The sequence below is a fragment of the Mucilaginibacter lappiensis genome, assembly GCF_050433765.1.
Lineage (GTDB): Bacteria > Bacteroidota > Bacteroidia > Sphingobacteriales > Sphingobacteriaceae > Mucilaginibacter > Mucilaginibacter lappiensis_A.
Window position 1 is genome coordinate 559,608 of the sequence record NZ_JBNPWP010000004.1, and the last position, 14,608, is coordinate 574,215.

The window sequence follows — 14,608 nt, forward strand, 5'->3', positions numbered from 1 at the left end:
GACATTCTAATTTAATGTTCAACAATTTAAATGCTAATTTGCTTCCATATTCTGTAGTAAATCTGAGGAAATACAGAATGTGTACAAATTGCGCCTTTACTTTTGACGAGTTGAAGATATCCAACGTAAAACCTGCAACGTAATGAAGTTACTGATCATTGAAGACGAAGAGGGCCTGCGCGAAAGTATAGAAGAGTACTTTACCGAAGCCGGCAACATTTGCGAAACTGCAGCCAGCTACCCTGCCGCTTTGGCCAAAGTTGAGTTGTACCGTTATGATTGTATCCTGCTGGATATTACCCTACCCGGCGGCAATGGCATCAGCATACTTAAAAAATTAAAGGAAAATAATTATAACGATGGTGTGCTCATCATATCGGCCAAAAACTCACTGGACGACCGCCTGCAGGGCCTTGACCTGGGTGCCGATGATTATCTCGTAAAGCCTTTTCATCTATCTGAGTTAAAAGCAAGGGTATCGGCCATCATCCGGCGTAAAATGTATAATGGCAGCAACCTGCTGATATTTAACGAACTCAATATTGATCTGCAGGCCAAAACGGTAAAGGTGCATGATAAACCCGTTAAATTTACCCGCAAAGAGTTTGATCTGCTTATTTATTTTATTGCCAATAAAGGCAAGGTGATTTCTAAAAACGCCATTGCCGAACATTTATGGGGGGATGGCATCGATCTGGCCAATAATTTCGACTTTATTTATTCTCATATTAAAAACATCCGCAAAAAATTAATGGAGGCCGGTGGGAGCGATTATATACAGGCAGCCTATGGTATGGGTTATAAATTTACTGATCAATGAAACTGCTCACCTTATATAACCGTGTAAATATTATTACCACTATTGTTGTAATGCTGATAACCGGCATTATTTATTACCAGGCCATCAGTTGGATATTAAATGATCAGAATGATAAAGCACTAAAGGTTGAGGAAGATGAGGTTTTTGATTATGTAAAATTAAATAACAGGCTGCCCCAGGTGTTCGATTCCAAAGATCAGCAGATCAGCTTTACAGAGGCCTCTCCTAACTCCATCAGACGCGAATTCATTAATACCAAATATCGCAAAGATAAAAACGAGTATGAATCGGGCCGTGGATTAATCAGCTCTGTTACGGTTAATGGCAAATATTATAAAATACTTATTGTTGAATCAAAAGTAGAAACAGAGGACCTGATCCAGATCATCTTTGGTATTACCATTGGTGTTATTTTGTTTTTGCTGCTGGTACTGCTGGTTGCCAACCGCTTAATTTTAAACCGGTTATGGCAACCTTTTTATGCTATTTTAAAAGAGCTGAAACTATTTAACATAGCCGATAACAAGGAAATTGCCCAAACCACTACCAATATTGAGGAGTTTAAGGAGTTAAACCAGGCTGCAACAGCCATGTCGGCAAAGGCCAAACATGATTATAAGGATCTGAAGGCGTTTACCGAAAATGCATCACATGAATTACTTACACCTATCGCGGTCATTAATTCTAAATTGGATACCCTGATACAAACCGAAAATTTTAGCGACAGGCAAAGCAAGCTGCTTAACGATCTGTACAGCGCGGTATCAAGGTTAAGCAGGCTCAACCAATCATTGTTGCTGCTGGTTAAAATTGAAAACAAGCTGATGACCGATCAGCAAAACATCAATTTACGCCAACTGTTGGAGGAAATGCTGATGCAGCTGGAGGATATTTTTCTGGATAAACAAATAACGGTTACTACCAATCTGGCAGATAAGGAGATCGTTGCCAGCCAGTACCTGATAGAGATTTTGCTGAACAATCTCATCATTAATGCGGTAAGGCATAACTATCCGGGTGGCCATATTATTATTAAGTTAACTGCCGATAGCCTGATCATCAAAAACTCTGGAGATGATGCCCCTTTGCACGAAGAACAAATATTTACACGTTTCCATAAATCGTCCGGATCTGAGGGCAGCGGGCTGGGGCTTACCATCAGCAAGCAGATCTGTGAAAATTTTAACTTCTCTCTGAAGTACCAATTTCATGCACCCTACCACACCTTCACTGTTATCTTTTAAATTTGTTACGATAGCTATCCCAAATTAATTCAGAATTACACTATAGTTTCGCTATGTTTAAATAGCATTTATATATTTATATATCAGTTAATGAAGTGGTTTTTCGGTCTTATACTATTCACACTTACCTATACTGTTGCCGGTGCACAAACCTACACGCTTGATCATTATCTTGAACTGGCCAAAAATAACAGTCCGCTGCTTAAAGACCTCAAAAACCAGGTAGCTTCCAATCAGTTAGACAGCTTACGCGTCAAAGCGGGCTATAAACCACAGGTAAGCGCCAACAGCACCGGCCTTTACGCGCCTGTTAAAAATGGCTATGGTTATGCCGCAGCTATTACTAATGAGCATACACTTAATGCTTTGTTAGGTATAAATCAATCTTTGGATAGCAAAAAGAATATAGCCGCGCAGGTTGATGCCATTACTTTGCTATCTCAATCAGTAAATAATACCGCCAAAATATCTGAACAGGACCTGAAAAAAGCTGTTACCGCGCAATATATTAGCGCTTACGGCAGCTTGCTGCAATTAAAATTTAACCAGGAAATTGTAACCCTGCTTAGCCAGGAAGAAGACCTGCTTAAAAAACTTACCCGTACCAATGTTTATCGCCAAAGCGATTACCTTACCTTTTTGGTAACCCTAAAACAGCAGCAATTGCAGTTGTTACAATCACGTATGCAATACAAAAACGACTATGCCACTTTAAATTATTTAACAGGCATTGCCGATACCAGCTACATAGAACTGCAGGAGCCGGGCATTCAAAAAACCTATACCCCCGATGCAAGCAACAGCATATTTTTCAGTCAGTATAAAACGGATAGTCTTAAATTGGTAAACAGCCGCAGCCTGGTTGATTTTGCCTACAAACCTAAAATAAACCTGCTGGCCGATGGCGGTTATAATTCTGATTTTATGAGCCAGCCTTATAAAAACTTTGGTGTAAGTGTAGGCTTTAGCTTTACCCTGCCCATATATGATGGCGGCCAACGGAAAATTCAATACCACAAACTATCGCTCGAAGAAGATACCCGCAAAAGTTATAAGGCCTTTTTTGATACCCAATATCGCCAGCAAATAGCGCAGCTAAATCAGCAAATTACCGGCAACGAAAGCCTGCTGGCGCAGATTGATGAACAGATGAAATTTTCAGAAAGCCTGATCAAGGTTGATACCAAACTGTTGCAAACCGGCGACCTGCGTATTGCAGACCTGGTACTGGCCATTAACAATTACCTGAGTATCAAAAACCTGAAAACGCAAACCAATATCACTAATTTACAGCTCATTAATCAGTTAAATTACTGGAACCGATAACATGAAACCTAAACGTACCTATATAATTGCCTGCCTGTTGATGCTCTTGTTTTCATGCAAAAGCAAGGATCAGCCTGCTGATGAGGGGGATGCAGCAGTAGCATCGCAAACACCGGTTACCGTAACCACGATAAGTGACAGCACCCTTATTGATTATGTTGACCTGAGCGCTACTTCTGTTTTTCTTCAAAAGAACTTCATGAAGGCCAATGCCAATGGCTACATACAAAAAGTAAATACCCAGCTTGGGCATTATGTAAGCAAGGGCGAAACTGTTTTCACTATAAAAACTAAGGAGGCCCAAAGCATAGGTAATAGCATCAATGTGCTTGATACTACCTTTAAATTTTCGGGCGTTAACCGTATCAAAGCACCGGGGAGCGGCTACATTACCCAGTTAAACCACCAACAAGGCGATTATGTACAGGATGGCGAACAACTGGCCGTTATAAGCGACCGCTCAAGCTTTGCCTTTGTAATGCAGCTGCCTTATGAAATGCGCCGTTATGTACAAAACAACCAGGATGTACACTTACTGTTACCCGGCGGCGAAAAGCTAACAGGCAAGGTAAGCTCTGTAATGCCATCGGTTGATACCTTATCACAAACGCAGGGTATGGTGATCAGGGTGAACAGCACTAATCTGATCCCCGAAAATTTGGTGGCCAAAGCCCGGATCATAAAGTCGGAAAGGCCAGGTACCGCGTCGTTGCCCAAGGCAGCCATCCTGACCAACGAAACTCAAACAGAGTTTTGGGTAATGAAACTCATCAACCCTACAACGGCTGTTAAAACCCCCGTTACCAAAGGTATTGAAAGCGGCGACCGAGTGGAGATCTTATCGCCCAAATTCTCGGCAACCGACAAGATAGTAGTAAGCGGTAATTATGGATTGGCTGATACAGCCAAAGTTAAAATTGTGCAGTAATGACCAACGGGAAAAGCTTTTCCATATCGCATCGTAAACCGCTGGGTTTAGTTTTGGCCATAATTATTATGGGCGGGCTATTTGCGTACTCTAAATTACAAACCTCACTTTTCCCTGAGATCACCTTCCCCAAGATCAAGATCATTGCCGATGAGGGTTTGCAGCCGGTAAATAAAATGATGGTTACGGTTACCAAACCGCTCGAAAACGCCATTAAACAAGTTCCTGACCTGCAACTGGTGCGCAGTACAACCAGTCGTGGCAGTTGCGAAATTTCGGCCCTGCTTAATTGGGATGCCGATATTGACCTGAGCCAGCAGCGCATACAATCCAGCATCGACCAGATAAAAAATGACCTCCCTGCAGATGTCAATATATCTGTAGAAAAAATGAACCCCTCCATACTGCCGGTAAGCGGCTACACGCTGGAGAGCCATAATAAATCGCCCATTGAACTGCGCCAAATTGCTACCTATACCGTAAAACCTTTTTTATCGCAAGTTGACGGGGTGTCCGAGATCAGGGTTATCGGAGGTAAATTAAAAGAATACTGGCTCACGCTTGATCCTCAAAAAATGAGCTCGCTGGGCCTAACGCCCGATATTATCAGCAATACACTGGCGCAAACCAACTTCGTAAAATCAGCTGGTTACCTGTCTGATTATAAAATGCTGTACCTAACCGTTACCGATGCTACCATTAATGCCAAAGATGAACTGGAGAACCTGGTGATCAGCAACAACAGGAAAAGAGTGGTACGCTTAAAAGATTTTGCCGGCATTCAGATAAATGAAGGTATTGAATATACGCGCATCAACGCCAACGGGCACGATGGTGTTTTAATAGCGGTTATAAAACAGCCAAATGCCAATTTAATTTCCTTATCAACAGATATGGAACAAAAGGTAAAGGACCTGCAAAAAATACTGCCGGCAGGTGTAAGCATAAAGCCATACTACGTTCAAGCCGATTTTGTGAACGACTCGGTAAAAAGCGTGAGCGACAGCTTATGGATAGGCTTATTACTCGCCATTATTGTGGCGGTTATATTTTTACGCTCATTTAAGGCCAGTGTAACTATACTAATTACCATACCGGTTACGCTATGCCTTACGCTGCTGGTACTTTACGCGTTGGGCTATACCTTTAACATCATGACATTGGGTGCCATAGCCGCGTCAATAGGTTTAATTATTGACGATGCCATTGTGGTGGTTGAGCAAATTCATCGTACACATGAGGAACATCCTGATGAGCTTACCCGCCACCTTGTTCAAAAGGCTATTAATTATTTATTCCCGGCTATGGTGGGTTCGTCCATCAGCACCATTGTTATATTTATTCCTTTTGTGCTGATGACCGGGGTTGCAGGCGCCTATTTCAAGGTGCTTACCGATACGATGATCATTACACTGGTATGTTCGTTTTTTGTGACCTGGATAGGGCTGCCGGTAATTTATGTGCTGTTAACCCCTAAACCTAAGTTTAACAATACGGTAAAGGCTAAGGACGAAAAACCACATCAGGTTAAAAAACACCGTTGGGTAAGTTTCCTTATTCTTAGGCCATATGTGGCTATCATTATTATGCTGATGCTGGTCGCGGCAATTGTACTGATCCCGTCGCGGTTGGAGACCGGTTTTTTACCCGAAATGGACGAAGGCAGTATTGTGCTCGACTATAATTCGCCTCCAGGCACGTCCCTGGAAGAAACCGACCGTATGCTGCACGAGGTTGAAAAGATCATCATTAAACAACCCGAAGTAACCGCCTACTCGCGCAGAACAGGCACGCAAATGGGCTTTTTTATTACTGAACCCAACCGGGGCGATTACCTGATACAACTAAAAAAGACCCGTGACAAAACTACCGAAGAGGTGATCAGTGAGCTGCGTAAAAAGATTGAAACCACCCAACCCGCCCTGGTTATTGAATTTGGACAGGTGATCACCGATATGCTGGGCGACCTCACCACTTCAGCCGAACCCATCGAGATCAAGATCTTTGGTGACGATCCTAAAAGACTAAATATACTATCAAAACAAATAGCCGGTCTGGTTGAAAAGGTAAAGGGAACCGCCGATGTATTGCCCGGCATTATCATAGCAGGTCCATCGGTAAGCATAGAACCACATTACGGCAAACTGGCACAGTATAATATTACGCCGGCCAATTTACAGTTACAGGTGCAAACTGCTTTGGAGGGCAATGTAATTGGCAACATGCTCGAAAAAGAACAATTATCGCCTATCCGTATGGTTTACCCGGGCAACAGGACATTAAATGTAGCGGGTATAAATAGCCTGAACATATTTTTACCCAACGGTAAACTTATTCCCATCAATGAACTGGCCGCGGTTGAACTAAAGGCAGGTGATGCCGAGATAAACCGGGAAAACCTGCAAAGTATGAATGTGGTTAGTGCCAGGCTCGAAAACAGCGATCTGGGTACGGTTATACCGGCCATTCAAAAAACCATTGCGCAAAACGTAAGCTTACCACAAGGCTATCATGTAGAATATGGTGGGGCGTACGCGCAGCAGCAGCAATCATTCAAAGAGCTGCTTATTATATTAATTACTGCGAGTTTACTGGTTTTCGGGGTGATACTTTTTCTGTTTAAGCAGTTCAGGATAGCCATACTCATATTGGTAACAGGCGTGTTAGGTATTGGCGGCAGTTTATTGGCCCTGTTCATTACCGGTACCCCGCTAAACGTGGGCAGCTATACCGGTTTAATCATGATTGTGGGCATCATTGGCGAAAATGCCATATTCACCTTTCTGCAGTTTAAAGAAAACGCGCTCGAAAACCCGGTTAATGATGCTATCAGTTATGCCATTAGCACTCGCTTAAGACCAAAACTTATGACGGCTCTTGGGGCAATTATTGCTTTGCTGCCCCTGGCCTTAGGCATTGGTGCCGGGGCACAGTTGCACCAACCTTTGGCCATAGCTGTAATAGGTGGTTTTTTAGCAGCCCTACCTTTATTATTGATAGTTTTGCCCGCTATGTTACGCATTTTGTACCGGCATGGTTTTACGCACCCATCAAATGAAAACCAGCTTGGTTAACACAGCTTTTCTACAGATTTAACAGGTAATTTCATTGCAACAAGCAAACCATCAAAAATGAAAAAGCATATTTTAATTACCTTACTGTTGCTAACAACAAGCATCATCCCGCAGTTATCACAAGCTCAAACCTACGTAGCCGATAAAACCATTGCCTTGCCCGGCGACGGTGGTTATGACTACCTGGCCATTGATAAAGTAAACCGCCGTTTATATGTATCGCATGGTACTTCGGTACATGTTATTGATTTGGCTACCGAGCAGCCTGTTGGTATGGTTAATAATATGAAGGGGGTTCATGGCATTGCTATTGTAAACAAGCTTAACAGGGGTTTTATTAGTGATGGCAAAGCAAACGCCGTAGTGGTCTTTGATTTAAAAACGCTTAAAGTGATTGCCACCATACCACTAACTGATGCCAACGGCCCGGATGCAATCATGTATGATCCTTACTCCAACCGTGTTTTCAGTTTCAATGGCGAAAGTAATAATTCATCGGTTATTGATCCGGCTACTCTTAAACAGGTAGGTACGGTTGCCCTCGGCGGTGCTCCCGAATTTGCTGTAACCGATGGTAAAGGTAAAATTTACAATAATCTTGAAGATAAAAGTAGTCTGAACGTAATTGACAGCAAATCCCAGAAGGTGATCAAAAATTACCCGCTGGCACCTTGCGGCGGCCCAACCGGCCTGGCATTAGATGCTACCAGCCAGCGGTTGTTTACCGTTTGCCGCGAAAATAAAGGCGTAAGCGTAGTTGATATTAACACCGGAAAGGTGATCACCACTTTACCTATAGGCGCCGGAGTTGATGCAGTGGCTTATGATCCTCAAACAAAATTGATATTTTGCTCCTGTGGCGATGGTACAACTACCATTATCAAACAAAAATCGGCCGATGACTACAGCGTTGTGCAGGTGCTAAAAACAACAGACAGGGCCAGAACCATGGCATTGGATCTCCAGACTCACAAAATTTACTTAAGTGTGGCACAGTTTGAACCCGGCACAAGAAAAGCAATACCAAATACCTTTAAAGTACTGGTATTCAAGCAACCATAAGAACATTTCTATATAAAATATTCGTGAAATGTTTATGAAGTTTTGCCTTTTATGATAATTTTTTACGACAAAATGATATTTTCGAGACGTTATTGTTATATTTAACGTTTATATACTATAATGATTAAGAAAACTGATTTTGTTTATTCCCAGGAGTCTGAACCTCATCGTATCCGCACAAAAAAAATTTTAAAACAGTTTCCGCAATTACGGAAACTGATAGGTAAAAACCCAAATACCATATTTGCCATTATTGGCCTGGTAGCATTCCAGGTAGTTTTAGCCTGGTTTTTACGCGACCAGTCATGGTGGCTTATTTTTGGCGCAGCTTATTTATTAGGCGCTTTTGCCGATCATGCTTTGTTTGTAATGATACATGAGTGTACTCACCAATTACTGTTTAAAAACCGTAATGCCAACCGTTGGGCATCTATGTTTGCGAATTTACCGCAAATATTGCCAAGCGCCATATCATTCGAAAAATATCACATTAAACACCACTCTTTTCAGGGTGTACATGAACTGGATGCCGATTTGCCCAACAAATGGGAGGCAAAACTTATTGGGCATTCATTTTTTGGTAAAGCATTATGGTTGTTATTTTTCCCGGTGTTCCAACTTTTCCGCTTATCGAGGCTAAGGGAAATTCATCCAATTGATGGCTGGATAGTTACCAACTTTGTATTGCAGGCTGTATTTACAACCGCTGTATGGTACTTTATGGGCTGGCCGGCAATTGCCTTTTTACTGTTAAGCTTTTCTTTTTCGGTTGGCCTGCACCCGCTGGGTGCCCGCTGGATCCAGGAGCATTACCTTACCCACAGCGTGGAGCAGGAAACTTACAGCTATTATGGTGGTTTAAACCTTGTAGCATTTAATGTGGGTTTTCATAATGAACACCATGATTTTCCTTCTATCCCATGGAACAAACTTCCTGAAATAAAAAAGACAGCGCCTGAATATTATGAAACGCTGTATTACCATACCTCATGGACCAAATTGTTTTTCCGTTTTCTGTTTGATCGTGAAATATCACTGTTTAACCGTATCCTGCGTAAAGACCGTGGCCGTGTTGCCATAACAGACATCTCCAGGCCAGACATGGACCTGATCAAGACGGATAAGTTAAAGCCTGAACTGGTAACGGTATCAGCAAATAAGATTTAATAAAAAAGGGCTTTTAAAAAAGCCCTTTTTTATTTTAAGCGCCTTCAGAAATTCACCTCATTTAAATAGTCGCAGACAGACATCCCGGCAAAAAATAAGCGCGTTCCCCTTAGCACCTGCTGAAAATGAACAAATGATGAAGACCTAAAGTTGAATTAAGGAAAGGGGACGAAATACACTATCTTTAGTTCCCTATTAATTAAACTATGGCCGAGCTGCGCTCTTTTTTTTCTCATCACGAAGATCTTACACAGGTAATTTTATACGCGGGTATTATAACCGGACTATGGTTTGCCGAAATGATGGCATCAGTTGAAAGTATCAGAAATAAATGGAAACACTCTGTTGTGAATACTTTATTTATTTTTACCGCATTACCTATACAGCTATTATTAACCACCTTTGTTGTTTTAATATCAGCATGGGTTACGGCCCATCATTGGGGACTTATTACCTTTATCCCCTATCATTATAACCGCTGGGTGTATTATATCACTTTGTTTATTTTGCTTGACCTTTGCGAATATATTTATCATGTTACCATGCACAAAGCAGTACCATTGTGGAAATTTCACCTGGTTCACCACAGCGATCTTAAGGTTGATGTATCAACCACTACAAGGGAACACCCCTGTGAAACCTGTATACGAACTTGCTTCCTGATGTTATGGGTATTTATTTGCGGCCCCGCCATTGGTGTTTTAATTTTACGGCAAACCTTCCAGTCGTTTTCAAATATTGTTGCCCATACCGAATTCAGGTTGCCCGAAAGAGCTAATAAAATTGTAGCCCTGGTATTTATTACCCCTAATCTGCATCATGTTCATCATCATTACCAGTTGCCTTATACCGATTGCAATTATGGCGATGTACTAAGCATTTGGGATAGGCTATTTGGCACTTATGGGCAATTAAGCAAAGAGGAAACTGTTTTCGGCATTGATACCCATATGGACGAAAAGCTAAATGCCAATTTTATAGGTGCCGTTAAAATCCCTTTCCAGAAGTTTGAGCGGAAGCCCCACAACCAGGATATTTTTTAATTACTACCCTCAAACCCTCCTTAAAAAAATTATTAACAGCTATAAAAATCAATACAAAATTCATTATAATTGCTAATATTTTTAGCATTATGGATTTACTTTGCGTTACAGACCAGCTCATTATATTTAGCCGTTATATAGGACAACAGGTGATGATCAACAGCCTTTTAAATAATGAAATAACTATTGGCACCCTTGCAGGCACCAAACAAAGTGCTATACTGGTTACTGTTGATAATGTGAGTAGATGGATACCATTTTATGACGATTTTAAGGTTTGTGAAGTTAAACTCTTGCTAAAACCTTTAAAAAAATTAACTCCTGCCATTATAGCTACAGCAAACAGCCTGCCGGTGCAGGCGTTTATACCACCCTATTACCAGCAGTTAGGTTTTGATATGCCTGTTTTTATTGTTCCCGGACATACCTGCAATTGCCGGTATGTACAGGAACTTAACCTTGCTGACTATCGTACCCCCGGCGAAATCTTTCAGCAGAACGCGCTTTTACTGGCGTTTGAATCTGCATGAAAACAGGCTTATATTTAACCAGGTAATCAAGCGTTTTTATAAGTAATCAGTGTGTCAAAACCCTCATCATTAACACAATAAAACCATTTAATTAATGCGATCTTCATACTATTTTGGTTAATTTGCGTTATTATTTGCAACAAATAAGATGAGCAGATCAAAAAAATTAAAATTAATTGTACCGTTAATTACCCTGATTTTTATGGGGGCCTTTGCCAAGCACAGGCTATTTGACAAGACGGTGCAATCTGGTACGCTCAGCAGCAAACAAATGAGTGAAACATCCGGCATAGCTGCATCATCCATCAATCCCGATATTTATTATGTACACAACGACAGTGGCGACACCAGTCGCTTTTTCGCTATAAATCCCAATGGTAAATTAAAAACTACTATTTATTTTAAAGGTGAACATAGAATTTTAGGCGTACATGATTGCGAAGATATAGCCGTAGGCCCAGGCCCTGTTAAGGGCAAAAGTTATGTTTACATAGGTGATATTGGGGATAATAATGGTTGGTGGAGCTATATTACTATTTATCGTATTCCTGAACAAAAATCATGGGCTACTGACAGCCTGAGCAACGTTACAGCAGAGCCTATCAATTTAAAATATCCTGATGGCGCCAAAGACGCGGAAACCCTGATGGTTGACCCGATAGAGAAACTGTTTTATATTGTTACCAAACGTGGTGATACGGTAAATGTTTACACAGCACCGCTAAAAGCAGCAGCTAAGGATACCCTTATTCTGACTAAACGTGCCAGCCTGTTTTTCCCGGGTTTCAGGCCGTTTAAATGGATAACCGCTGGTGACATATCAAAAGACGGGCAACAGGTATTACTAAAAAGCTACGAAAAGGTTTACTACTGGCGCCGCCAGCCTCATGAGCATATTTGGGCCACCATGATAAGAAAACCGGAGGAACTATCCTATAAAGCGGAAAAACAAGGCGAAGCAATAGGATTTACACCTGATGGTAAAGGCTATTATACTACCAGCGAAGGTGTATTTGCACCCATTTATTATTACGAAACCCCGGAGTAAGGTTGTTTGAACCTTGATTCCCCAGATTAAGGGATTAACAGGATTACAGAAAAAATCATGTCATTGAGATAGTTAGATTTACGAAGTTTTAAAACTTCGTAAATCTTCATACACATTCCTCAGGATGACAGCACCAGCCTCTCAATCTATTCAGACACTTTAACCAGCATAACCCCATGCGGGGCCACTTTGGCGCTGAAGGTTTTACCTGTTGTTATAATATATTTTTGTTGCCATACATCCCTGAATTTGGTGAAACCCTTTAATGCAGGATCGTTTTTATCAAGGCTGATGGTTTGATATTTATCTGATATGTTAAATAAACCTATGGCTTTGCCACCATCTTTAAGTTCCTTTACCCAAATCTGATAATTATCATTCTTTATGTACCGGGATGCTCCTTTACCCAAAGCATCCTGATCAATAGCAAGCACTTCATCATTGGTAAGCAAACTAAGCGTAAAGCTATCCAGGTGACCCATATCGCAACCTATTAATAATGGCGACGACAGCAGGCTCCACAAACTGATATGCGTGTATTGCTCGTCATAGGTAAGGTGGGTGTTGTGCAGGCTTGGCCCCCATCCTACTTTTCCTACAACCAACATATCGGGATCGTTAAAATGACCGGGCTGCGAAAAAGGTGCCGCCTTATCCTGGTTAAAGCCAATGGACGATAAACTCCGCCACGTATCCTGAATATCGCCGGTAGTACGCCAGCTGTTACCGCCAACTTCGGCGCCCCACTCCCATACGTTTCCCCAGCCATATTGGCAAAGACTATACATGATGTCGCGATTTATTTTATCCAACGCGCCACGCATTACCTGGTAAGGTTTTTTCAAAGCAGGCAAATCAGGGTTGGGTGAAGTAACTTCCGAATAAGCACACCAGTCATATTTTAAATAATCAATACCCCAATCGCCATAAGTTTGCGCATCCTGCTCTTCATGCTGCCAACTGCCTAAAAAGCCACCGCAAGTACGCGGCCCCGGCGACGAATAAATCCCCATGCGTAAACCTAAACCATGTACATAGTCGGTAAGTCCCTTCATATCCGGAAATTTGCTGTTCGTGGCAATTTTACCATCGGGCAAACGCTGCTCTGCTTCCCAGCCATCATCAATATTGATATAGGCCCAACCGTGCGCGCTCAATCTATCGGCCATTGCTTTGGCTGATATGCGTACCTTTTTATCATCAACGCTTAATCCCCAGGCGTTCCAGCTGTTCCAGCCCAGGGCAGGTGTTAAGCCTATTTTATCGCCAATAACAATAGTAAACTCTTTTGTTTTACTACCAAGTTTATTGCTTACCGTAAATGTTACCGGGTACGTGCCTTTCTGGGCTACGGTACCGGTAATGATACCTGTGGCCGCATCCAATTTTAAGCCATCGGGCAAACCCTGAGCCTTATACACCAGCGGTTTTTTGCCGGTTGCGGGTATCAGGTACAAAAACGGGTTACCCGGCCGCGCGCCAAAAACATCGGCACCATTTATTTTTGGCTTTGCCGATGGATATGGTGTTAATAGGTAAGGCGTTGTTTCGGTTTGCGTGAGTACTTTACCCGATTTTTCATCAGTAAAAGTATAGGTAATGGCGTATGATTTTTTCTCCAGCCGGGCTATCTCAAATGTATAGGTAAATGGCTTGCCGCCGGTAAATGCAGCGTCGTTAGTTTTCTCGTATAAAACCGCGTTAGTTTCAGGATCAGTAACCTTGAATGCCAGTTTACCCTTATAATCATAATGATTGGTGGTAAGCAGTTTGATAGATTTACTCAGGCTGTTGCGCTCGCCATAGTTAAAATCGGCTTCGGTGTTAACACTTACATGATCCATCACATCGGCCATGCCTATGCTAAAGTTAGTGCCATATATACCACCATCACCACCAGTATCATATATACGCACAGCCAAAACGTTTTCCTTATCCCATAAAATAGAAGGATTATTTGCAGCTATAGTATAAGTACGCGGGCCATAAAACGCCCCCTTTACAATATCGCCGGTTTTACCGCCGAATCTGCCTATCAACTTGCCGTTGAGGTAAACTTCATCGTTGTCATCAACACTGCCCAGGTTAATACGCAGGCTATCCTTTAAAAACGCTTTTTCTTTTAACGATGACGGGATAACCACATGGATGCGATACCAGCCAAAACCGTTATAGTCAGGGTGTCCTTCCTGCTCCCAGCTTTGGGTTACATTTACAGTTGCCCAATGCTGGTCGTTATAGGTTGGCGACGACCATTGTACCGAATCGCCTACGGCTAATTTCCAACCTTTATTTAGCGGAACATCCTGTGCAGTTGCTTTAAAAAAAATGGCAGCCAGCAAGGTCAATACAAATAATTTTCTCAT

General features: G+C 42.0%; 11 protein-coding genes. 10 read left to right on the top strand and 1 reads right to left on the bottom strand.

The genetic code is table 11. The features are described from left to right. Positions 1–142 precede the first annotated feature (142 nt). From M2273_RS15490 to M2273_RS15535, 10 genes are all read left to right on the top strand, one after another. The gene (locus tag M2273_RS15490; RefSeq protein ID WP_429398363.1) at positions 143–820 is read left to right on the top strand and encodes a response regulator transcription factor; all 678 of its coding nucleotides are present in this window, start codon (positions 143–145) and stop codon (positions 818–820) included. Further along, positions 817–2,064: a sensor histidine kinase gene (locus M2273_RS15495; RefSeq protein ID WP_429398365.1), complete on the top strand. Its 1,248-nt coding sequence runs from the start codon at positions 817–819 to the stop codon at positions 2,062–2,064. The genes M2273_RS15490 and M2273_RS15495 overlap by 4 nt, the downstream gene beginning before the upstream one ends. A gap of 90 nt (positions 2,065–2,154) precedes the next feature. After that, a complete protein-coding gene (locus M2273_RS15500; protein WP_429398367.1) occupies positions 2,155–3,390 on the top strand; it encodes a TolC family protein in 1,236 nt (411 codons plus the stop codon). A gap of 1 nt (position 3,391) precedes the next feature. Continuing rightward, positions 3,392–4,318, top strand: a complete 927-nt coding sequence (locus M2273_RS15505; RefSeq protein ID WP_429398369.1) for an efflux RND transporter periplasmic adaptor subunit — start codon at positions 3,392–3,394, stop codon at positions 4,316–4,318. Then, positions 4,318–7,392, top strand: a complete 3,075-nt coding sequence (locus M2273_RS15510; protein ID WP_429398371.1) for an efflux RND transporter permease subunit — start codon at positions 4,318–4,320, stop codon at positions 7,390–7,392. The genes M2273_RS15505 and M2273_RS15510 overlap by 1 nt, the downstream gene beginning before the upstream one ends. A gap of 57 nt (positions 7,393–7,449) precedes the next feature. Continuing rightward, entirely contained in the window at positions 7,450–8,454 is a 1,005-nt protein-coding gene (locus tag M2273_RS15515) for a YncE family protein (RefSeq protein ID WP_429398373.1), read from the top strand. A 120-nt stretch (positions 8,455–8,574) separates the two neighbouring features. Next, on the top strand, positions 8,575–9,621 hold the full coding sequence (locus tag M2273_RS15520) for a fatty acid desaturase (protein WP_429398375.1): 1,047 nt from the start codon (positions 8,575–8,577) through the stop codon (positions 9,619–9,621). Positions 9,622–9,827: 206 nt separating this feature from the next. Then, positions 9,828–10,664 (top strand): sterol desaturase family protein, encoded by an 837-nt coding sequence (locus tag M2273_RS15525; RefSeq protein ID WP_429398377.1) that lies wholly within the window; start codon positions 9,828–9,830, stop codon positions 10,662–10,664. Between the two features lie 89 nt (positions 10,665–10,753). Beyond that, positions 10,754–11,194, top strand: coding sequence for a hypothetical protein (locus tag M2273_RS15530; RefSeq protein WP_429398379.1), 441 nt, complete (start codon positions 10,754–10,756; stop codon positions 11,192–11,194). Positions 11,195–11,342: 148 nt separating this feature from the next. Beyond that, on the top strand, positions 11,343–12,242 hold the full coding sequence (locus M2273_RS15535) for a hypothetical protein (RefSeq protein ID WP_429398381.1): 900 nt from the start codon (positions 11,343–11,345) through the stop codon (positions 12,240–12,242). Between the two features lie 146 nt (positions 12,243–12,388). Here the strand turns inward: M2273_RS15535 and M2273_RS15540 are convergent, their stop codons facing one another. Beyond that, positions 12,389–14,608 (bottom strand): putative Ig domain-containing protein, encoded by a 2,220-nt coding sequence (locus M2273_RS15540; protein ID WP_429398383.1) that lies wholly within the window; start codon positions 14,606–14,608, stop codon positions 12,389–12,391.

Coding starts and splice junctions, on each gene's coding strand:
- M2273_RS15530 (WP_429398379.1), top strand. CDS start 10,754: ATGGATTTACTTTGCGTTACAGACCAGCTCATTATATTTAGCCGTTAT.
- M2273_RS15540 (WP_429398383.1), bottom strand. CDS start 14,608: ATGAGAAAATTATTTGTATTGACCTTGCTGGCTGCCATTTTTTTTAAA.
- M2273_RS15505 (WP_429398369.1), top strand. CDS start 3,392: ATGAAACCTAAACGTACCTATATAATTGCCTGCCTGTTGATGCTCTTG.
- M2273_RS15525 (WP_429398377.1), top strand. CDS start 9,828: ATGGCCGAGCTGCGCTCTTTTTTTTCTCATCACGAAGATCTTACACAG.
- M2273_RS15520 (WP_429398375.1), top strand. CDS start 8,575: ATGATTAAGAAAACTGATTTTGTTTATTCCCAGGAGTCTGAACCTCAT.
- M2273_RS15515 (WP_429398373.1), top strand. CDS start 7,450: ATGAAAAAGCATATTTTAATTACCTTACTGTTGCTAACAACAAGCATC.
- M2273_RS15535 (WP_429398381.1), top strand. CDS start 11,343: ATGAGCAGATCAAAAAAATTAAAATTAATTGTACCGTTAATTACCCTG.
- M2273_RS15510 (WP_429398371.1), top strand. CDS start 4,318: ATGACCAACGGGAAAAGCTTTTCCATATCGCATCGTAAACCGCTGGGT.
- M2273_RS15500 (WP_429398367.1), top strand. CDS start 2,155: ATGAAGTGGTTTTTCGGTCTTATACTATTCACACTTACCTATACTGTT.
- M2273_RS15490 (WP_429398363.1), top strand. CDS start 143: ATGAAGTTACTGATCATTGAAGACGAAGAGGGCCTGCGCGAAAGTATA.
- M2273_RS15495 (WP_429398365.1), top strand. CDS start 817: ATGAAACTGCTCACCTTATATAACCGTGTAAATATTATTACCACTATT.